The organism is Flavobacterium rivuli WB 3.3-2 = DSM 21788, from assembly GCF_000378485.1.
Lineage (GTDB): Bacteria > Bacteroidota > Bacteroidia > Flavobacteriales > Flavobacteriaceae > Flavobacterium > Flavobacterium rivuli.
This window is the reverse complement of the sequence record NZ_KB899966.1, coordinates 650320-671599: the sequence shown is the minus strand read 5'-3', so window position 1 is coordinate 671599 and position 21280 is coordinate 650320. Positions and strand designations below refer to the sequence as shown.

At 39.5% G+C, this 21280-nt stretch carries 22 protein-coding genes; 13 read left to right on the top strand and 9 right to left on the bottom strand.

Features of this window, described 5'->3' with window-relative positions; all coding sequences use genetic code 11:
* Positions 1-46: 46 nt before the first annotated feature.
* The gene (locus F565_RS0103255; RefSeq protein ID WP_020211765.1) at positions 47-628 is read right to left on the bottom strand and encodes an acyl carrier protein phosphodiesterase; all 582 of its coding nucleotides are present in this window, start codon (positions 626-628) and stop codon (positions 47-49) included.
* A 197-nt stretch (positions 629-825) separates the two neighbouring features.
* On the opposite strand from F565_RS0103255, the gene glmM reads away from it, so the two are divergent.
* The 4 genes from glmM to F565_RS0103235 all read left to right on the top strand — a co-directional run bounded on the left by glmM (position 826) and on the right by F565_RS0103235 (position 4609).
* The gene (gene glmM / locus F565_RS0103250; RefSeq protein ID WP_020211764.1) at positions 826-2214 is read left to right on the top strand and encodes a phosphoglucosamine mutase; all 1389 of its coding nucleotides are present in this window, start codon (positions 826-828) and stop codon (positions 2212-2214) included.
* Between the two features lie 4 nt (positions 2215-2218).
* Positions 2219-2869, top strand: a complete 651-nt coding sequence (gene def / locus F565_RS21145; protein ID WP_020211763.1) for a peptide deformylase — start codon at positions 2219-2221, stop codon at positions 2867-2869.
* 147 nt (positions 2870-3016) lie between these two features.
* A complete protein-coding gene (locus F565_RS0103240) occupies positions 3017-4015 on the top strand; it encodes an alpha/beta hydrolase (protein ID WP_020211762.1) in 999 nt (332 codons plus the stop codon).
* Positions 4016-4192: 177 nt separating this feature from the next.
* Positions 4193-4609, top strand: a complete 417-nt coding sequence (locus tag F565_RS0103235) for an OB-fold nucleic acid binding domain-containing protein (RefSeq protein WP_020211761.1) — start codon at positions 4193-4195, stop codon at positions 4607-4609.
* Between the two features lie 155 nt (positions 4610-4764).
* Here F565_RS0103235 and F565_RS0103230 read toward each other — a convergent pair whose 3' ends face one another.
* The 5 genes from F565_RS0103230 to F565_RS0103210 all read right to left on the bottom strand — a co-directional run bounded on the left by F565_RS0103230 (position 4765) and on the right by F565_RS0103210 (position 9202).
* Positions 4765-5958, bottom strand: coding sequence for an alanine dehydrogenase (locus F565_RS0103230; protein WP_020211760.1), 1194 nt, complete (start codon positions 5956-5958; stop codon positions 4765-4767).
* Positions 5959-6008: 50 nt separating this feature from the next.
* Entirely contained in the window at positions 6009-6416 is a 408-nt protein-coding gene (gene tsaE, locus F565_RS0103225) for a tRNA (adenosine(37)-N6)-threonylcarbamoyltransferase complex ATPase subunit type 1 TsaE (RefSeq protein WP_020211759.1), read from the bottom strand.
* A 69-nt stretch (positions 6417-6485) separates the two neighbouring features.
* On the bottom strand, positions 6486-8039 hold the full coding sequence (gene porX / locus F565_RS0103220; protein WP_020211758.1) for a T9SS response regulator signal transducer PorX: 1554 nt from the start codon (positions 8037-8039) through the stop codon (positions 6486-6488).
* Between the two features lie 185 nt (positions 8040-8224).
* Positions 8225-8830 carry a hypothetical protein gene (locus F565_RS0103215; RefSeq protein ID WP_020211757.1) on the bottom strand — a complete coding sequence of 202 codons (606 nt, stop codon included), beginning with the start codon at positions 8828-8830 and terminating at the stop codon, positions 8225-8227.
* A gap of 99 nt (positions 8831-8929) precedes the next feature.
* Entirely contained in the window at positions 8930-9202 is a 273-nt protein-coding gene (locus F565_RS0103210) for a hypothetical protein (protein WP_020211756.1), read from the bottom strand.
* A 189-nt stretch (positions 9203-9391) separates the two neighbouring features.
* On the opposite strand from F565_RS0103210, the gene F565_RS0103205 reads away from it, so the two are divergent.
* The 9 genes from F565_RS0103205 (at position 9392) to sucD (ending at position 18200) form a co-directional block, all read left to right on the top strand.
* Positions 9392-10636, top strand: a complete 1245-nt coding sequence (locus tag F565_RS0103205; RefSeq protein ID WP_020211755.1) for an HD domain-containing protein — start codon at positions 9392-9394, stop codon at positions 10634-10636.
* A gap of 23 nt (positions 10637-10659) precedes the next feature.
* Positions 10660-11700 (top strand): UDP-3-O-(3-hydroxymyristoyl)glucosamine N-acyltransferase, encoded by a 1041-nt coding sequence (gene lpxD, locus F565_RS0103200; RefSeq protein WP_020211754.1) that lies wholly within the window; start codon positions 10660-10662, stop codon positions 11698-11700.
* Positions 11700-13088: a bifunctional UDP-3-O-[3-hydroxymyristoyl] N-acetylglucosamine deacetylase/3-hydroxyacyl-ACP dehydratase gene (locus F565_RS0103195; RefSeq protein ID WP_020211753.1), complete on the top strand. Its 1389-nt coding sequence runs from the start codon at positions 11700-11702 to the stop codon at positions 13086-13088. The genes lpxD and F565_RS0103195 overlap by 1 nt, the downstream gene beginning before the upstream one ends.
* A 12-nt stretch (positions 13089-13100) precedes the next feature.
* Positions 13101-13886, top strand: coding sequence for an acyl-ACP--UDP-N-acetylglucosamine O-acyltransferase (gene lpxA / locus F565_RS0103190; protein WP_020211752.1), 786 nt, complete (start codon positions 13101-13103; stop codon positions 13884-13886).
* Between the two features lie 105 nt (positions 13887-13991).
* Positions 13992-14558 carry an elongation factor P gene (gene efp, locus F565_RS0103185; protein ID WP_020211751.1) on the top strand — a complete coding sequence of 189 codons (567 nt, stop codon included), beginning with the start codon at positions 13992-13994 and terminating at the stop codon, positions 14556-14558.
* Between the two features lie 28 nt (positions 14559-14586).
* Positions 14587-15903, top strand: coding sequence for a carbohydrate porin (locus F565_RS0103180; RefSeq protein WP_020211750.1), 1317 nt, complete (start codon positions 14587-14589; stop codon positions 15901-15903).
* 8 nt (positions 15904-15911) lie between these two features.
* Positions 15912-16835, top strand: coding sequence for a UDP-3-O-(3-hydroxymyristoyl)glucosamine N-acyltransferase (locus F565_RS0103175; RefSeq protein WP_020211749.1), 924 nt, complete (start codon positions 15912-15914; stop codon positions 16833-16835).
* 8 nt (positions 16836-16843) lie between these two features.
* The gene (locus tag F565_RS0103170) at positions 16844-17200 is read left to right on the top strand and encodes a nuclear transport factor 2-like protein (protein WP_026299853.1); all 357 of its coding nucleotides are present in this window, start codon (positions 16844-16846) and stop codon (positions 17198-17200) included.
* A gap of 127 nt (positions 17201-17327) precedes the next feature.
* Positions 17328-18200: a succinate--CoA ligase subunit alpha gene (sucD, locus tag F565_RS0103160; protein WP_020211746.1), complete on the top strand. Its 873-nt coding sequence runs from the start codon at positions 17328-17330 to the stop codon at positions 18198-18200.
* A 54-nt stretch (positions 18201-18254) separates the two neighbouring features.
* On the opposite strand, the gene F565_RS0103155 is transcribed toward sucD, so the two are convergent.
* From F565_RS0103155 to F565_RS0103145, 3 genes are all read right to left on the bottom strand, one after another.
* Positions 18255-19196, bottom strand: coding sequence for an alpha/beta hydrolase (locus F565_RS0103155; RefSeq protein WP_020211745.1), 942 nt, complete (start codon positions 19194-19196; stop codon positions 18255-18257).
* 62 nt (positions 19197-19258) lie between these two features.
* Positions 19259-20080 (bottom strand): alpha/beta hydrolase, encoded by an 822-nt coding sequence (locus tag F565_RS0103150; RefSeq protein WP_026299852.1) that lies wholly within the window; start codon positions 20078-20080, stop codon positions 19259-19261.
* A gap of 27 nt (positions 20081-20107) precedes the next feature.
* Positions 20108-21196, bottom strand: coding sequence for an AI-2E family transporter (locus F565_RS0103145; RefSeq protein ID WP_020211743.1), 1089 nt, complete (start codon positions 21194-21196; stop codon positions 20108-20110).
* Positions 21197-21280: the final 84 nt, after the last annotated feature.

Sequence of the window (21280 nt, the reverse complement as noted above, 5' to 3'; positions counted from 1 at the left end):
AAAAAAAATAGGTGTACCAAAAATGCATCTGTAACGAAATCCATAATTATAATGTTGCCGTTTTCTCCTTTACATACGCGCGCATCTCTTCAAAAAACTCGGTAAATTCGGCTTCATATTCGCTGTAAAACTCAATTAATTCTTTATCGGCAAAACGCATATTCGATTTGTTTTTGGTACGGCTGTCCATTTGTGTAAGCGTCCTTGCAATCCCCTCAATACCTGCATAGCTAACAAGCCAGTTATACTTAAACATGTGCGGCAGCATGCCCTGGCTGCGTTCGGGCAGCATATTATAATTTACCTCAAGCAGCCTGTAAAAATTATCGGCAAAATCATGCAACGGGACATCGCTGTAAGCGGCAAAATTTTGTGCCAAAAAATGATCGTAATAAATATCCATTATAACCCCGGCATAGTGGTGGTAGTTAGCATGCAGCCGCTTGGTTCCTTGCCTGAATATAGGGTGGGCATCTGTAAAGGTATCTATGGCGCGGTGCAGTATAATACCTTTTTGCACCCCTATAGGAAACAGGTCCGGCTTGCCGTGAATACCATCGGCTATAAAATTGCCTATTTTAAGTTCGTCGTCGTTGCCGGAAAGGTATATGTGTGCTAAAAAATTCATACCCCTAAAGTAAGCAATACTTTTTAGGTGGCAAAGAGTTTTGTAGCCAGCCAGATATTTGGATTGTAAGATTTTTAGATTGCCGGATTAATAAACTATATAATATGATAGTACAGGCATCTAAATAATCTAAAAATCTTACAATCTAAAAATCCGGTGAAACCACTATCTTTGTTTTCTTAACAAACGCATAGAGAATGACATTAATTAAATCGATATCAGGCATTAGGGGAACAATAGGCGGTAAAACCGGCGATAACCTTACACCTGTTGATGCTGTAAAATTTGCCTCGGCTTATGGTACGTGGCTTAAAAATAATTCTGATAAACAAAAACTAACCGTTGTTATAGGCCGCGATGCGCGCATTTCAGGCCCTATGATACATAACCTTGTAGCTAACACGCTTGTAGGTTTAGGTATAAATGTAATAGACCTTGGCCTTTCTACCACACCAACGGTAGAGGTTGCCGTACCTATGGAAGGTGCCGATGGTGGTATTATACTTACTGCAAGCCATAACCCTAAACAATGGAATGCCCTTAAACTGTTAAATGAAAAAGGGGAGTTCCTTAGTGGCGATAATGGTGCCGTAATACTGGAAATTGCCGAAAGCGAAGCATTTGATTTTGCCGACGTGGATAATTTGGGCGAAGTTACCATTAACGATGCCTACATGGATATCCATATAGATGAGGTGCTTGATTTACCACTTGTAGATGCCGATGCTGTACGGGCTGCAGGTTTTAAAGTAGTGGTAGATGGCGTTAACTCTTCCGGTGGAATTGTCATCCCTAAGTTGCTGGAACAAATGGGGGTTGAAGTTGTAAAACTATACTGCGAGCCTAACGGACATTTTCCGCACAACCCGGAGCCGCTTAAAGAACACCTGGGAGACATTTGCAGGCTTGTTGTGGAAGAAAAAGCGCATTTGGGCATAGTGGTAGACCCGGATGTAGACCGTCTTGCATTTATTAGCAACGATGGCGAAATGTTTGGCGAGGAATACACTCTTGTAGCCTGTGCAGATTATGTGCTGAGTAAAACACCCGGTAACACGGTAAGCAACATGTCTTCTTCGCGTGCATTGCGGGATATTACCCAAAAATATGGCGGTACTTATGAGGCCAGCGCTGTAGGAGAGGTTAATGTGGTAGACCTTATGAAAAAGAATAATGCCATTATAGGTGGCGAGGGTAATGGCGGTATTATTTACCCAGAATTACATTACGGCCGCGACTCGTTAGTGGGTGTCGCTTTGTTCTTAACGTATCTTGCCGGGCAAACTAAAACTGTAGCAGAGCTAAGGGCATCATACCCGCAATACTATATGAGCAAAAACAAAATAGAGCTTACACCGCAAATTAATGTAGATGCCATTCTTGAGGCTATGGCAGGTAAATATAGTAACGAAGATATATCTGTAATAGATGGTGTAAAAATAGACTTTGCCAATGAGTGGGTACACCTTCGTAAATCGAATACTGAACCAATTATCAGGATATATACAGAGGCGCAAACACAGGAAAAGGCAGATGAACTTGCCGTGCGCATTATTAACGAAATTAAAGAAGTAGCGGGGATATAAATCCATGAAAAAAATACTATTTGCTGTATTTGCCCTCGTAGCTGCAGCTAATGTGCATGCCCAGAAAATGAACGAAACAGAAAAAAGCCTGATAAATGCCGGCGACAAAAACACCATGATGCGCGTGCTGCAAACCACTAACCCTGCCGACCTGAAAATACTGCAAAGTGTATCTGCAACGGTAGACCTTAAGGACGAGAGCATCCCTTTACTGGCGCAACGCATGCTTGCCACGGTTAAAGATCCTGCCAGTCCCGGTGTGGGTATTGCTGCGCCACAGGTGGGCATAAACCGCAATATAATATGGGTGCAGCGCTTTGATAAAGTGGGCGAACCTTTTGAAGTGTATCTTAACCCGAAGATAACATGGAGGTCGGCACTCATGCGCAAGGGCACAGAGGGTTGTCTTTCAATACCTGATATAAAGGGCGATGTTATGCGCAATTACACTATACGCATTACTTATTACGATCTTGAGGGTAAGCACCATGACGAAATGGTAGAGGGCTTTACGGCGGTAATTTTTCAGCACGAAACAGATCACCTTATAGGCATATTGTTTACTGACAGGCTTGCCCAGCAGGAAAGGCTGCAGTTTTCGCGTATAAATGATGAAGTGGATTTTTTTGTAGAAAAAAAACTCAGAAGGCAGTAAAATAATATTGTAAATTAATTTTGAGGGAGTCGTTAAATAAGCATAAGCCTTATTAAACGACTCCTTTTGCCTATTGGGCGATTGGCGTAAAAATATGATTTTATGTGGGAGTACTTTTACACTACAAACCATAAGACATATACGATCATGAAAACATTTGAAATTACTCCATTAGACGAAGTTGTAAACTATGCGGCAGACCCTAACATTAGCAAACCGGTAAAAGAATTTTTAAAAGCACTTAATTCTGGTGGTGTACCTTTAGAAACTCTTACACCTATAGCGGCAAGACAGGTACTTATAGATGCGCAAAAATCGGTGCAAGTTGATTATTCCGGCATCGACGAGTCCGAAATTACAATTACCGAGAATGGCTATACCGTAAAACTGAACATAGTTAAGCCACAAGGCAGCACACAAAAATTGCCTGCATTTATTTTTCTGCACGGAGGTGGCTGGGTACTGGGCGACTATCCTACACACAAACGTATGGTTAGAGACCTGGTTGTATTAAGCGGTGCAGCAGGTATATTTGTAAACTACACACCATCGCCGGAGGCACAATACCCACAGGCAGTAAATGAAATTTATGCAGCTACAAAATGGGTTGCAGAAAATGGCGAAGAAATTAATGTAGATGGCACTAAACTATCAGTAGTAGGCAATAGCGTAGGGGGCAACATGACGGCAGTTACCACCATTAAAACCATAGAGAACAAAGGACCTAAAATTGCCAATATAATAATGATGTGGCCTATAGTTGCGGCAAATTTTGAAACATCTTCTTACAATCAATTTGGTGAAGACCGCTTTTTAACAACGTCGCTAATGAAATGGATGTATGATAATTATACACCTGATCTTGCAGAACGCGAAGAAATTTATGCTTCGCCATTAAATGCCGGACTTGATATACTGAGAGACTTTCCGCCAACACTGATTCAGGTTGCCGATGCTGATATTTTGCGGGAAGAGGGAGAATCTTTTGGGCGTAAACTCGATGAAGCCGGTGTAAATGTTACCACGGTACGATATAATGGTACTATTCACGATTTTGGGTTACTTAATCCCTTAGCAAATATTCCGCAAACAAAGGCACTGTTTATTCAGGCAGCTGCCGAGTTAAAAAAATACCTGTTCGCATAACCGGTACTTATAATGCTTTTAAATTAGTTGTTACTATCCCGGTTATTTTATGTAACCGGGATTTTATGTTTTTACAACAAATTCATATTTAAAAGTATAATTTAATACTCTTAAAAGTAAGATAACTTCACGGTTTTCGTCTTTCAAAAATGGTATCTTTGGGTAAAATAACAAACTATGAAAAACAAAATTTTAGTATTTGGCCTTGCCATATCGTTAATGGGTGCCATTGCCTGTTCAGAAAAAAAAGACGCTGTTATGACACAAGACCCCACTGCTGCCGCTGAGGCTGTAGACAGTACTGCAAACCTGCCTGTTACCGGCGAAGATACATCTGCCATAGAAGATGCACCGGCAAAAGAGACAGAAGTTACCGTTACCGGTAAAGTAACAGAAATAAACAGGGGTAAAGACGGTTATTCTGCTACTATTGAGGCTGCCGATGGCAAAATATACACAGGTACTATAAGCATCCCTAATATGGCCGACCCTAAAAAATACAGGAATGTAGCTATAGGCGAAACAATTACTGTAATTGGTACTACTTTTGGACCTGGTGATGACACAATTATTAAAGTAACCGATTTAAAGTAATTTCCAATCTTTTACAAAGTAGTATACAAGATAAGCATTAGTGTTATCTAACTAAAATTAAGCAGATTAAAAACAAATAAAACAGTTGTAAACAAATATTTTACAACTGTTTTATAGTTTATTTTAAGTGTGTTATATTATTTTTGGTTGCTTTGCTAAAATACGATCAGGTTAATATCGGTATGACCAAGATCAAACCACTCTGCAATACTACTGTTGGTAAGGCGGCCGTGGTAAAAGTATATGCCATGTTTAAGGCCGGCATTGCAGCGTATGGCACTTTCTATACCACCATCATCTGCCATTTGCAATAGAAATGGACTAATGATATTACTGATGGATAGCGAAGCTGTTTTACTGTAACGCGAAGGGATATTAGGCACACAATAGTGCGTGACGTTGTGTTTTACGAAAGTAGGTTTTTCATGCGTTGTAACTTCAGATGTTTCAAAGCATCCTCCCGTATCTATAGAAATATCTATAATTACAGCACCGCGCTTCATGCGCTCTACCATCGTTTCACTTACAATAACCGGGCTGCGGTCTTTGCCACGCATAGCACCTATGGCTACGTCGCAGCGCATTAAGGCTTTAAGAATAGCCTTCTCTTGTATTGTACTCGTAAAAATACGTTGGTTAAGATTATTTTGCAGTCGGCGTAGCTTGTTTATAGAATTGTCAAAAACCTTAACGCTGGCACCAAGGCCAAGAGCGGTTTTTGCAGCAAATTCGGCGGCTGTTCCTGCACCAAGTATAACAACCTCTGTAGGTGGTACACCGGTTATATTTCCAAATAATAAACCCTTACCAAGCTTCTGGCTAATCATTAGTTCAGATGCTATTAGTACAGATGCTGTTCCTGCAATTTCGCTAAGGGATTTTACGGCAGGGTAGGAGCCGTCTTCATCTCTTATAAATTCAAAGGCAAGTGCCGTTATCTTTTTAGTTTCTAAAGCCTCAAAAAATTCCTTGCGCTGTGTTTTTAACTGCAGTGCAGATATAAGCAGCGTTTCGGGATTCATCATCTCGATCTCTTTTACCGTGGGCGGTTCTACCTTTAGTATTACAGGGCAGCCAAATACTTTTTTAGTATCGTGCGTTATTTCGGCACCGGCATCGCTGTATTCTTTATCGGTATAACTTGCAGTAAGGCCTGCGCCGCTTTCCATCATTACGCGGTGGCCGTGTGCCGTTAATGATGCTATAGCATCGGGCGTAAGGCATATCCTGCGTTCCTGGAACGACGTTTCTTTTGGCATGCCTATAAAAAGGTCGCTGCGCTGCCTGGCTACTTCAAGCATTTCCTCCTGTGGCAGAAGTTGCTGTCTTGTAAAAGGTGTAAATGACATGGGTGGCTATTATATGGGAGAAATTTACAAAAAAAGGCAAATATAAACAACTATTTTACAGTAAGATGCCTTCGGCCATCGGGCAGGGCTTTTAAAGTAAGCGAAGTATGGTCTAAAGGGATAAGGTTTGGTGTTTTTTCAGGCCATTCTATAAGGCATAAGTTGCCCGAATAAAAGTACTCATCTATACCCATATCGTAAGCTTCCTCTTCGCTGTTAAGGCGATAAAGGTCAAAGTGGTATAATGGCTTGTCGTCGCTGGTTGCATATTCGTTTACAATAGAGAACGTGGGGCTCGATGTCATATCGGTTACCCCAAGTTGCCTTGCCAAAGATTTTATAAATGTGGTTTTACCCGCACCCATACTGCCATGTAGTAGTATAATGTTTTTTAAATTTAAGGCCAGCGTTTTTTGTGCAGCCTGGTCAATTTCCTCAAGGGAAAAAGTAATCTCCATTAGTATTTTCAATTATATGCTATTAAGCCTGTTGAATCTTCTTATAAATTTTTAAAAGTGAGCCCTCAACTATTTAGGGTTGAAGACTAAGAATGGTACGATCATTTCTTCCAGCGATATACCACCATGCTGGTACGTATTGCGGTAGTAGCTTACATAATGGTTATAATTGTTTACATAAGCCAGGAAGTAATCGTTCTTTGCAAATATATACGAACTACTCATGTTTATTGTAGGCAGTTGTATACGTTTAGGATCTTTTACATGGTAAACGTCGCGGTCTTCATACGTTAAGCTTCGTCCTGTTTTATAACGCAGGTTAAGGCTGGTATTCCTGTCTCCTATAACCTTGCTTGGGTTCTTAACGTTTATAGTACCGTGGTCTGTAGTTATAATAAGTTTAAAGCCCATTTGCTGTGCCTGCTGAATTATCTCTAACAACGGCGAATTGCGGAACCAGCTTTGTGTTAATGACCTGTATGCTTTATCGTTACTTGCAAGTTCTTTAACCACATCCATCTCTGTCTTGGCGTGAGAAAGCATGTCTACAAAGTTGTATACAATGGTGGTAAGGTCATTATTTTTAAGCGACTTAAAATTGTCTACCAGTTTTTTACCGGCAGCAAAATTAGTTATCTTATAATATTCCTGCTTAAGTGCAGTAAGGCCAAGGCGTTTTAAATGCTCGGTTAAAAACTCTGCTTCATAAAGGTTTTTACCACCATCATCTACGTCATTTTTCCAGTATTGCGGAAATTTCTTTTCCATCTCCAGCGGTGTCATACCGCTAAAAATAGCATTACGGGCATACTGTGTGGCAGTAGGTAAAATAGCATAGTAGGCGGCTTCTTTTTCCAGTTTATAGTGATTACTCACAGCACCCTCAAAAGATTTCCACTGATCATAACGCAGGTTATCTATTACAACAAAAAGTATAGGCTGTTTTTTTTGTATTTCCGGAACAACAAGCTCACGGAAAACATTATGAGAAAGAACCGGTTTATCTGCCTTCGGCTCATACCAGTCTTCATAATTTTTCTCTATAAATTTACCAAACTGCGAGTTGGCCTCTGCTTTTTGCGATTCTAATATCTCTATCATTCCCTGGTCCTCAATATTCTCAAGTTCCATCTCCCAAAAAATAAGGCGCTTGTAAAAATCTACCCAGTCTTCCCAGGTTCTTACCATAGACATATCCATAGATATCTTTCGGAACTCCTTTTGGTAATCCAGCGTAGTTTTTTCAGATATCAAGCGCGAGTGGTCGAGATTCTTTTTAAGAGAAAGCAGTATTTGGTTAGGATTAACCGGTTTAATAAGGTAGTCGGCAATTTTAGAGCCTATGGCGCCCTCCATAATATATTCTTCCTCACTCTTGGTGATCATGATTATGGGCACTGTTGATTTTTTTTCCTTCATCTCTGCAAGCACTTCCAGGCCGCTAAGTCCGGGCATGTTCTCATCAAGAAAAACTACGTCAAAGTTTTCTTTATCAAAAAGTTCTAAAGCATCCTGGCCATTATTGGCAGTAGTAACATTATAGTTTTTTTTCTCTAAAAACATAATGTGGGGCTTTAGCATGTCTATTTCATCGTCTACCCAAAGTATCTTGATCTCATTCATTTTATGAGTGAATTTTCGTTCGTAATTAATCCTGCAAGTTAGCGTTATTTAAGAGATTTTGTCCTAAATTTATTATAAAATCGTAACACAATTCTTATAGTATTTATGCTAACGCAGCAATATGTTTATCATTGCTTTTAATTGTAATTATTGCGGTGAACAGGAGTAGTTTGCATGCGAATTCCTTATTCCAGCAGGCTGTAAAATTTTTGCTTCTTCATTAAAGCTTTAATATCTTCATCACTCTGAGGAATATTTCCTTCTATTTTAATATAATTTTCAAATTTAAAAGTATAATTAAGGGAGGAGAGATGTACTGAATATTGATAATTTAAAACATCCGGTTTTTTAAAGCCGCTCGCCTCATTAAATGCGGCCCTTACATTTGTTTTGCCATATTTACCTATCAGCGCCATTATTTTAAGGCTGTCCCTTGTGGCACAATCGGATCCGAACATGCATTCGCCAACTGTTTCTAATGTATTGAGTGCTTTGTTGTAATATCTTTGGATAATGTAAATTTCGGCTTTTGTATTACCGATCTCGCCATTGGCGGATGACCAGGCATTGCCGCAAAAACCATAGTCTGCCCGTGCCGCCATATCTAAAAACTTTTCTGCTTTATAGTATTCGCCTGCGTTGATAAAATTTTTAGCCTTTTCAATAAATTTATAACCCTCATCGTAACTGTAAAGCAATGGTAAGGATTCTGAATCTTGGGCATTACCTGTAGAGGCGGCCAGTGTAAAAAAAAGAAAGAATAATTTTGTAAGATTTGATCTTAGTGGCATTTGCTTTAAATTGAGTTTAAACAAATATAATCAAAAAAGGCCCGCAAAAATCTTTGCGAGCCTCTCCTTCAATAACCTAAGTAACAAAAAATAACGTTATTATTGTTTTCCTGGTGTTGTTGAAGTCTTTTTACTTTTATCTTCAGATTTGGCAACAGCCTTTTTTTCTTCTTCCTTCTTTTTAGCTTCGGCCTCCTGCTTTTTTTTGTCGGCGTCATCCTTTTTTCGCACATCATCTGCCACCTTGGCATCACGTTCTACCTGCTGTTGGGTTACCGGGGCAGGCTGCTGGTCAAGGCGTTCCTGCACTTGTTGTGCATTTACAAAAGTGATTGTAAAAAATGCTGATAATGAGAGTAGTACTATTTTCATGGCAATGAGTTTTGCTTATGTAAAACTACGTAATCTGTTCGTAATCTGTTGTCTGCACAATGTGTATTAACCTATGTTTAACTTTTTTTACAAAAATGCGTTAACAACCCTTACACAACACGTTAAATAGATGCATTTTGCCCAATAACCAACAGGTTTTAGTATATTTGTTAAAAAATTTGCTGTCCTGTGAGCGAAATCAACAAGCTTAAAATACTTAATGACCCTATTTACGGGTTTATCTCTATAACCAACCCGCTGATATACGACCTTATTCAGCATCCTTATTTTCAAAGGCTCAGGCGTATATCCCAAATGGGAATGTCATACCTTGTGTATCCCGGCGCCCACCATACCCGTTTTCATCATGCTTTAGGCTGTATGCACATTATGCATAAAACCATACAGGTGCTTAAATTTAAAGGTGTAGATATTTCTGCCGAAGAAGAAAACGCGCTTTGCATAGCCATATTACTGCACGATATAGGGCACGGACCATTTTCGCATGCTATGGAGCATAGCATTGTAGAGAATGTTAACCATGAAGCCATCTCGATGCTGTTTATGGATAGCTTAAACGAAACTTTTACAGGTAAGCTAACCCTTGCCATACAAATATTTAAAGGCAATTACCACCGCAAGTTTATGCTTCAGCTTATATCGAGCCAGCTGGATATGGACAGGATGGACTACCTTAAGCGCGATAGTTTTTACAGTGGCGTAGCCGAAGGCAATATAAACAGTGAGCGCCTTATACAAATGTTTAACGTTCAGGACGATTTGCTGGTTATAGAAGAGAAAGGTATTTACTCTGTAGAGAAATTTCTTGTGGCGCGCAGGCTAATGTACTGGCAGGCCTACCTGCATAAAACCAGCGTTGCGGCAGAGCTTGTGCTTACCAAGATATTAAAACGCGCAAAAGACCTAACGCATCAGGGTAAAGAAATTAATGCCAGCGAACCTTTACAGTTTTTCCTTCAACATAAAATAGAACTTGGAGATTTTGACGCCAATGTGCTTAAAACATTCTCTTACCTGGACGATTTTGATATTATAAGTGCGATAAAAGCGTGGCAGTTTCATGATGATTTTGTGCTGAGTGAATTAAGTAAAATGATCATTAACCGCGACCTGCCCAAAATAAGGATGCAATCTGATAAAGTGGCAAAAGATGAAGTGGTAGTATTGCAAAAAACCATCATGGAAAAGTACGGAATAACGGAAAAAGAAGCAGAATATTTTGTGTTTAGGGGTAAAATAAAGAACCAGGCATACAATAAAACCGATGAACCCATACATATATTAATGAAAGACCGTACTGTGGAGGATGTAGCAGAAGCATCTGACCAGTTGAATTTAAAGGCATTATCTAAGCCGGTAACAAAGTATTACCTGTGTTTTCCAAAAGTGCTTTTGGAAAAAGCCGCTATTTAATTTAATTTTATATTTTTGTCGGGATGAAATTTACAGCAGAACAAATAGCGGGTATACTGGAAGGTGAGGTTGTGGGTAACCCAAATGCAGAGGTATCTACACTGGCTAAAATAGAGGAGGGAACCGATGGTTCTTTAACCTTTTTGGCTAATCCTAAATACCTTCCTTACATATATACTACGCAGGCTACTATTACTATAGTAAATAAAACTTTTGAGCCCGAAGCCGAAGTAACAACTACCCTTATAAAGGTAGAAGATGCTTATAAATCGTTCTCTAAGCTGCTGGAATACTATAACCAGGTTAAATTAATGAAATCTGGCATAGAGCAACCCTCTGTAATTTCAGAAGGGGCTACCTATGGCGATAACCTGTACCTGGGCAGTTTTTGCTATATAGGCAAAAATGTAAAAATTGGTAATAACGTAAAAATATATCCTAACACTTTTGTAGGAGATAACGTAACTATAGGCGATAATACTATTTTATTTGCCGGTGTACGTATATACTCCGAAACCCAAATTGGGGCGGGCTGTACCATACACTCAGGTGCTATTGTAGGGTCAGATGGTTTTGGCTACGTGCCAAATGAGGAAGGTGTTTACAATAAGGTGCCGCAAATAGGTAATGTAATTATAGAAGATAATGTAGATATAGGCTCTTGTACTACTATAGACAGGGCTACGTTAGGGTCTACCATCATAAAAAAAGGCGTAAAGCTGGATAACCAGATACAAATTGCGCATAATGTTGTAATAGGCGAAAATACTGTTATAGCATCTCAAACGGGTGTTGCAGGCTCTACAAAAATAGGCAGCAGCTGTATTGTAGGAGGGCAGGTAGGCATTATTGGCCATCTTGTTATAGGCAATAACGTGCGCATTCAGGCACAATCGGGCGTTACTAAAAGTATAGCAGATAACGAATCTGTACAAGGTTCGCCGGCCATGCCATATACTGATTTTAATAAGGCTTATGTACATTTTAGGAATCTTCCTAAAATAGTGGCCGACGTAGATGATCTTAAAAAACAAACCAGGGAAGTAAACAAAAACGACATATAATGGTTAAACAAACCACAATCAAAAGCGAAATATCGTTAAAGGGGGTTGGGCTGCACACAGGTAAAGAAGTTACCATAACTTTTAAGCCCGCGCCGGTAAATAATGGTTACACTTTTGTAAGGGTAGATTTAGAAGGCCAACCGGTTGTAGAAGCCGATGCCAATTATGTAGTAAATACCCAAAGGGGCACTAATCTTGAAAAGAAAGGTGTTAAGATACAAACATCAGAACATGTGCTTGCCGCTTTTGTGGGCTGCGATGTAGATAATGTTATTATAGAGCTCGACGCATCTGAACCTCCTATTATGGATGGCTCTTCTAAGTTTTTTGTAGAGGCTATAGAAAAAGTAGGCGTAGAGGAACAGGATGCAGAACGCCGTATATATGTGGTAAAAGAGGTTATTTCTTATACTGATGAAGCTACAGGCAGTGAGATAATTGTTATGCCTGCAGATGATTACCAAATTACTGCAATGGTAGATTTTGGTACTAAAGTGCTTGGTACACAAAATGCAACACTTAAAAGCCTTAAAGATTTTAAAGAGCAGATTTCTGAATCCAGGACATTCAGCTTTTTACACGAGCTGGAGACTTTACTGGAAAATGGCCTTATAAAAGGCGGCGACCTAAACAATGCAATAGTATACGTAGATAAGGAAATTTCTCCGGAGACTATGGAAAATCTTAAAAAAGCCTTTGGTAAAGACAGTATTACTGTTAAGCCAAACGGTATTTTAGATAACCTTACACTGCATTACCCTAACGAGGCTGCACGCCATAAATTATTAGATGTTATAGGTGACCTTGCCTTAATAGGCACGCGAATAAAAGGTAAAGTTATTGCTAATAAGCCTGGGCATTTTGTAAACACGCAGTTTGCAAAAAAAATGTCTAAGATTATAAAGTTAGAGCAGCGCAATCAGGTTCCTGTATACGATTTGTATAAAGAGCCTCTTATGGATATTCATAAAATAATGAGTATATTGCCGCACCGTCCGCCGTTTTTATTGATAGACAGGATATTAGAAATGAGCGATAGCCACGTGGTAGGGCTTAAAAATGTTACCATGAACGAAGATTTTTTTGTAGGCCATTTTCCCGGTGCACCGGTTATGCCGGGCGTACTTATTGTAGAGGCCATGGCGCAAACAGGAGGTATACTTATTTTAAGTACTGTTCCTGACCCTGAAAACTATCTTACGTATTTTATGAAAATAGATAATGTTAAGTTTAAACACAAGGTATTGCCAGGAGATACGTTAACATTTAAGTGCGATCTTATTTCGCCTATACGCCGTGGTATATGCCACATGCAGGCTAATGCCTACGCTAACGGAAAACTTGTGGCTGAGGCCGAACTTATGGCGCAAATTGCCAGAAAACAGTAATCAACATCTGATATGAATCAACCCTTAGCATATGTACATCCCGGCGCTAAGATAGCCAAGAACGTGGTTATCGAGCCGTTTACAACCATTCATAACAATGTAGAGATTGGCGAAGGAACCTGGATAGGATCTAACGTTACCATTATGGAAGGCGCCAGGATAGGCAAAAATTGCAATATATTTCCGGGAGCAGTAATTTCTGCCATCCCGCAGGATCTTAAATTTGGCGGTGAAGACTCGCTTGCTATTATTGGAGACAATACCACTGTTCGCGAATGCGTTACCATAAACAGGGGCACAGTAGCATCGGGAGTAACAAAAATTGGTAAAAACTGCCTTATTATGGCGGCTGCACACGTTGCCCACGACTGCCATATAGGCGATAATGCCATTATTGTAAATGGTGTTTTGCTTGGTGGACACGTAACCGTAGGCGATTATGCCATTATTGGCGGCCTTAGTGCTGTACACCAGTTTATTAGTGTAGGTGCCCATACCATGATATCGGGTGGCTCGCTTTTAAGAAAAGATGTACCTCCTTTTACTAAAGCAGCAAAAGAGCCTTTATCTTATGTGGGTATTAACTCTGTAGGATTAAGAAGGAGAGGTTTCAGCCCTGAAAAGATCCGCGAAATACAGGAGATTTACAGGATATTGTACCAAAAAAATTATAATACCACACAAGCTGTAAGCATTATTGAAGCCGAAATGGAGGCTACGCCGGAGCGTGACGAGATATTGCTCTTTATCCGTAACTCTTCCCGTGGTATCATGAAAGGGTATACGGGTATATCGTAGTAATGTGATGCGTTGATTTGGAAATTTGTTTAAATGAAAGCTAATATCCGGTCAACAAGAACAAATAATCAAATTGACAGAATAACAAATTAACATATAGCTAAAATGGCAAGTACATCAGATATCAGGAACGGTTTATGCATTAAGTTTAACCACGATATATATAAAATTATAGAATTTCTTCACGTTAAACCGGGTAAAGGCCCAGCGTTTGTAAGGACAAAACTTAAAAGCCTTACTAACGGTAAAGTGCTTGACAATACATTTTCTGCTGGCCATAAAATTGAGGATGTAAGGGTAGAGACTCACAAGTTCCAGTTCTTATATCCTGAAGGTGACCAGTACCACTTTATGCATGCTGAAACGTACGAGCAAATATCTTTACATAAAGACATTCTTGATGCTCCTGATTTATTAAAAGAAGGAGAAAACGTAATGGTTATTATTAATGCTGAAACTGATGCACCACTATCTGTAGATATGCCGGCATCTGTAGTGCTTGAAGTAACGTATGCAGAGCCGGGTGTAAAAGGTAATACTGCTACTAATGCTACTAAACCTGCTAAGCTGGAAACCGGTGCATCTATAAACGTACCTTTGTTTATTAACGAAGGCGATAAAATTAAAATTGATACTGCTACAGGTTCTTACCTGGAGCGCGTAAAACAATAATTCAAGGATTTAATAAATCCACATATCAATGAAAACACTGCCCGCTGCTGTGTTACTGCTTTCTTTAGTTGCACTAAAGATGAATGCGCAGGTTACTGATACTGTTAAGAAGGAAAATTTTTCCTTTCACATGCAAACTACTATTATTAATCAGTATAAGCCGGGCTTTAAGGCCGACTATACAGGACAAAATAGTTTGCAAACGCGGGAAGAAGCCAGAAATTCTGTTACCGCAACGTTGTTTGCGGGTGCACGATTATGGAAAAATGCATCAGTCTTTGTTAACCCGGAACTCGCAGGAGGATCCGGGTTAAGCAAAGTTCTTGGACTTGCCGATGCTACAAATGGTGAAACATTTCGCGTAGGCAGCACAGAACCCAAAATTTATCTTGCAAGAGCATACATGCAGCAGTTATTTGCTCTTGATGCTACAGAGGAAACCCAGGAAAGCGACCAGAACCAACTGGGGGGCGCAGTCCCTCAAAGTTATATAGGTATTACCGCCGGTAAAATTTGCCTTTCCGATTATTTCGACCAAAATTCTTATAGCCATGATCCGCGCTCGCAGTTCATGAACTGGGGGCTTATGAGCAATGGTGCCTGGGATTATCCTGCTAATACACGTGGTTATGTACCCAGCGTAATTTTAGAGTATGTTACTCCTAAAAATGAACTGAGGTTAGCATTATCCCTTTTACCCAAAGAAGCTAACGGACTCGATATGAACTGGAACGTCTCTAAATCAAACTCGGCTACTGCAGAGTATACCCGTCGTTATTCCTGGTTGGGTAAAAAAGGGGCAATACGCTTTTTAGCTTTCCTTACCAGAGGAAAGATGGGCAATTATAGCGAGAGCATCCGGCTAAACCCCTACGCCCCTGTTATTGAAGATGTACAGCAATATGGCAATAAAAAGTATGGCTTTGCAGTAAATGCAGAGCAGGAACTAAACAATTTTTTGGGTGCTTTTTTTCGTGCCAGTTGGAACGATGGGCATACACAAACCTGGGCATTTACAGAGATAGATAAAAGTATTAGCCTCGGCATTAGTGCTAAGGGCAGCAAGTGGAGCCGTGTAAACGATACTGCCGGTTTAGCTGTAGTGGCATCGGGAATATCTAATCCGCATAAAGATTATCTTGCAGCAGGTGGCTACGGTTTTATGCTTGGCGACGGACAGCTTAATTACGGCCTGGAAAGTGTGGCCGAGTTTTATTATTCTGCCGAAATACAAAAAAATCTGTATCTTTCAGGTGGATATCAATTTATATTAAATCCCGGATATAATAAAGACAGGAACGGGTTAGTAAATGTGTTTTCAGTACGGCTTCATGCCAATTTATAACAATAATTATGAAATTTCCTAAAGTACATTCACTTAAAGAAATTGCCGAAATTATAGGCAGTGAATATGTGGGCGATGATAACTTCCCTGTACACGGCATGAACGAAATTCATGTGGTAGAGCCGGGAGATATTGTATTTGTAGACCACCCAAAATATTATGATAAGGCATTACAGTCGGCAGCGACAATAGTGCTTATCAATAAAAAAGTAGATTGCCCGCAAGGTAAAGCACTGCTTATATCAGATGACCCTTTCAGGGATTTTAATAAGCTTACCAGAAACTTCAGGCCTTTTCAATCGTCTGATGCAGCAATATCCTTATCAGCGCAAATAGGTGAGGGTACCATTATTCAGCCCAATGCTTTTGTGGGTAACAATGTTACCATTGGAAAAAATTGCGTTATTCATGCCAATGTATCTATTTATGATAATACCGTTATTGGCAACAATGTTATCATCCATTCCGGTACCGTTATAGGAGCCGATGCCTTTTATTATAAAAAGCGTGCTGAAGGTTTTGACCAGTTACTATCCGGTGGCCGTGTTGTTATAAAAGACAACGTGGGCATAGGTGCTGCCTGTACTATAGACAAAGGTGTGAGCGGAGATACCACCATAGGCGAAGGTACTAAGATAGACAACCAGGTACATGTAGGCCATGATACGGTTATAGGTAAAAAATGCCTTATTGCCTCTCAAACCGGGCTTGCGGGTTGTATTATTATAGAAGATGAAGTTACAATATGGGGCCAGGTAGGTATGGCAAGCGGACTTACCATAGGTGCCAAAGCGGTGCTTCTTGCGCAGTCCGGCGTTAGTAAATCGTTAGAAGGCGGTAAAGTGTATTGGGGAACCCCGGCACAGGAGGCACGTACCACTATGAAACAAATGGCACTTGTAAGGCGTTTACCCGAAATATTTGAGAAGTAACAATGAAAATGTCTCCCAAAGAAGTTGTTCTGGCATATTATGATGCACTTATAGATCCTGTTGGGATTACTATGTATGTGCACCAAAATTTGTATATACAATGGTATAGCACAAGGGGATATATAGAAATAGACAGTAGGGAAATTATTACATTTGCGAGGCAAACAAAAGGTAACTATGCAAGCCTTCGCTTAGAGATTAGCCACATTATAGAAGAAGGCAATACAGTATCTGTACGGTACACTAACTATGTAAAAACAAAAGATAACCCGTATGACGAGATCGTTTTATCGCACTCAATGGCTATCTGGGAGCTTAAAGATAACCTGCTTTACAGGGGCTATGTTATGAGTCATTTAGATTAGTATTACCGCTGATTGTACAGAAAATTCTTTAAATGATATTGTGCAAAAAATCAAAAAAAGCTTTATGGGTATCACTTAAAAACCCTATTTTTGTATCGCAAATAAGAAAATTAATAAAAAATATATCATGAGTGTTTTAGTTAATAAAGATTCCAAAATAATTGTACAGGGTTTTACAGGTACCGAAGGTACTTTCCATGCTACCCAAATGATAGAATATGGTACTAATGTTGTAGGTGGTGTTACACCGGGTAAAGGTGGAACTACACATCTTGACCTTCCTGTATTTAACACAGTTAAAGATGCTGTTGATATTGCAGGTGCCGATACTACTATTATATTCGTTCCGCCTGCTTTTGCTGCGGATGCAATTATGGAAGCTGCTGAGGCTGGTATTAAAGTAATTATTACTATTACTGAAGGTATCCCTGTTGCAGACATGATTAAAGCTTATGACTATATACAAGATAAAGATTGCCGACTAATAGGCCCTAACTGTCCGGGTGTTATTACTCCGGGTGAGGCTAAAGTAGGTATTATGCCAGGCTTTGTGTTTAAAAAAGGTACTGTAGGTATTGTATCTAAATCAGGTACTCTTACTTATGAAGCGGCAGACCAGGTTGTTAAACAAGGCCTTGGTATTACAACGGCTATTGGTATAGGTGGCGACCCAATTATTGGTACTACTACTAAAGAAGCTGTTGAATTACTAATGAATGACCCTGAAACTGAAGTTATCATTATGATAGGTGAAATAGGCGGACAGCTTGAAGCTGATGCTGCGAAGTGGGTTAAAGAAGATGGTAACCGTAAACCGGTTGTTGGCTTTATAGCTGGTGAGACTGCTCCTAAAGGCCGTACAATGGGCCATGCAGGTGCAATTGTAGGCGGTGCAGATGATACTGCCGAAGCTAAAAAACGCATCATGAGAGAAAACGGTATCCATGTAGTTGATTCTCCTGCTGAAATAGGAAAAAAAGTAAAAGAAATATTAGGATAATTTTTCTTCATAATAATAAAAAAGGGAATCCGGTTACTTACGGATTCCCTTTTTTTATTTATTATTATTGGCTAAAAAATATCTTACATTGTTAATCCATTGTTCTCTATACTTATTGAGGTAGTTTTCGTGTCCAGCTAACGGATAGGTTTTGAGTTCTTTTGCTCCCTGTAAGTTTTTGTAAATAGTATCTATTTCTTCACGGCTCACACGCCTGTCCTGCTCGCCATAAATTAACAGGGTGGGGCAGAGTACACTTTTGGCATACGTTTCAGGATTATGGCTAAACGCCCAGAAACCGTTTTGTAGTCCGCCCCAAAACATAAGCATCCCTGCCATAGGTACCGTAGGTACTCCCATAACATTAAAGCGGGCACAAACTGTTTTATACATAGTACCAAAAGGGCACTCAAGTATAATTGCTTTAGGGTTTATATTATAATCATCAATTGCTTTTAGTATGGCTACAGCTCCCATTGAGGTACCAAATAAGTAAATATTCTTTTCGCCCTGCTGGGTTAAATATTCAAAACAAGTTTTAACTTCTTCGGCTTCAAGATAGCCAATGGTGGTCTGGTTGCCTTCAGAGCCGCCCGATCCCATAAAATCGACCAGCAAGGTACTATACCCCATTTTTACAAATTCGTCCGATTTATCAATCATCTGCGATTTCTCTCCGGCATAACCATGAAATATTATTATGGTACCTTTAGAATTAGGTACTCTAATACTCCAGCATTCAATTTCAACATTGCTTTTAAGATGAAGTGTTGTGTATTTCTGGGTTGGGAATTGCGTATTGACCGGCTTTGGATTATTGACACCAAAAAACAATATCCCCGCTTTTTGAGAAGCGGTAAGTTGTTCAGGTTTTATTTTTGGAGTACCACTATCGCTAAAATGGGTAAATTTATACGCATGGAAAAAGGTAATTACATTCATTACCACAAATACAAACAGCAGCGTATAGCCTAACTGTTTGTAAATTTTTTTCATGCCTGTTTTTCTTCGGGATAGCGCCATACCGCTAAGGTATGCATTTGGACAGATTTGCCAAATTACTTTTTATGTCTGGCAATAAAATTGATAACCTCACCGTACCGGTTACTCCACGGCCATACATATTGTACAATCATAGGTACATGTTTTTTATTGATGCGGATAGGGGTAACATCTGGCTGGAACGTATGCAGTGCTGTAAGGAAACGCTGGTTAGCCTCTTTAATAGACTCGTATGTTTTATTGCCCGTGTAAATCAAAAAAGGCGGCGTTTTGGCATTCAGGAAATAAATGGGCGATGCCTCCTGCCATACTTTAGGGCTGCTGCTCCAGGTTGCTGTATAATCATTCTCGGTAGTGGGAGGATATTGTTCAAGGTAATGTTTCATATCCAGTCCGGCGGCATCATTAAGGATAATCCCTTTAATATCTGTTGGGTTTATCCCGTATTTTGGGTTCATTACTGCCAATGCACCCAAATGCCCGCCCGCCGAATGTCCGGTAATAAATACCTGGTTGGGATCGCCGTTATATTGGGCAATATTCTGTTTGGTCCATTGTATAACAGCGGCAATTTGCTCAGTCATGGTATTGTAATCTGCCGAAGGGCTTAAGGTATAATCAGGAATTAAAGTTACTACGCCTTTGTGCGCAAAATTCCGACCAAAGAAACCATATTGGTCTTTACTGCCTGTATTCCAGTTACCGCCGTGCACAAAAATTAATACCGGCATTTTTTTACCTTTTTTAGAACTAAATACATTTAGTTTAGGTGCTGTTTCATTGGTTTTTAAGTAAGCAACATCCTTCTTTTTGGTAACAGAACAACTTATTATACCAAAGCATAACAACACTATAAATATTGAGAGTAAAACACGCATAAAGGCTTTTTATGGTATATACGAAATTTAGGAACGTTTGATTTTCCAGGAGAATGATTTTGGCAAATCGTCGCCTAATAAATAACCCCAGGGCCTGAGAGAATCGATCCTGTCGAATATTACTTTGGCAATAGCCATAAGCGGGATGGCCAGGAACATTCCTGATATGCCGCCTATGAGCCCAAAGAAGATTATACCTACAATTGATGCAATAGAATTTATCTCTACTTTACTGCTAACTACCATAGGAACCAGTATATTATTATCGATTATCTGAACCACAATATTCACTACTAAAATACCGATTATAACGGTAAGGTCGCTTGTGCCGGTTAACGAGGCTATAACGGTTAACACACCGGCAATAAGAATGCCTATGTAGGGTATTAAGTTTAATAACCCTGTTATAACACCCAGCAGTATGGCATATTTAACCCCAATGATCATAAGGCCCACGGCTGTTAATACCGATACAATTACAAACTCAAACAACAAACCTACGATATAGCTTTGCACCGAAATTTTTATGGTATGCAGTATGTCCTGCAATTTAGTATGGTATTTTTCTTTAAACAGCATACAGAAAAATTTTACAAAGTGGGTTCTGTACAATAGTATGAGGAACATGTAAATAGGGATAAGCACCATATTTACTACAGAGTCACTAAATGACATCACCGTTGTACTTACCATATCTTTACCAGTACTCATAGAGTCGCTCGTGGCTTTGTCTACCATCTTGTCCTGCTCTGCTTTGGATAGAGAAAATGTTTCATTTATATATGCCTGTAGGTTGGTGTAATGCTGGTTGAGGTTCGATTTTATCTTGTCCCAGTCATCGGCCATTACAGCAACCTGCGTAGTTATAAAATAGAATATCAGGCCAAAGAATAACACAAATAAAAATACCGTTAGTATGCACGAAAGCGTATGGGGTATACGTGCCTTATTGGTTAAAAAAGCTGATATGGGGCGCAAAAGTATTGCAAAAAGAAGTGCCATTAACACCGGGGAAATAAGGCTTTGACCATAATAATACATGCCCGTAAGGCAAATAATAATGATGAGTATAAAGGCAAATTTTGCGTAAAACGGCAGCTTCTGGGTTTGTATCATTGTAATTGAGTATATAGTAAGATATAATATTCGAAATTACTCTTTACAATAGTGAGGTCATCATAATTTAATGATAATTTTTTA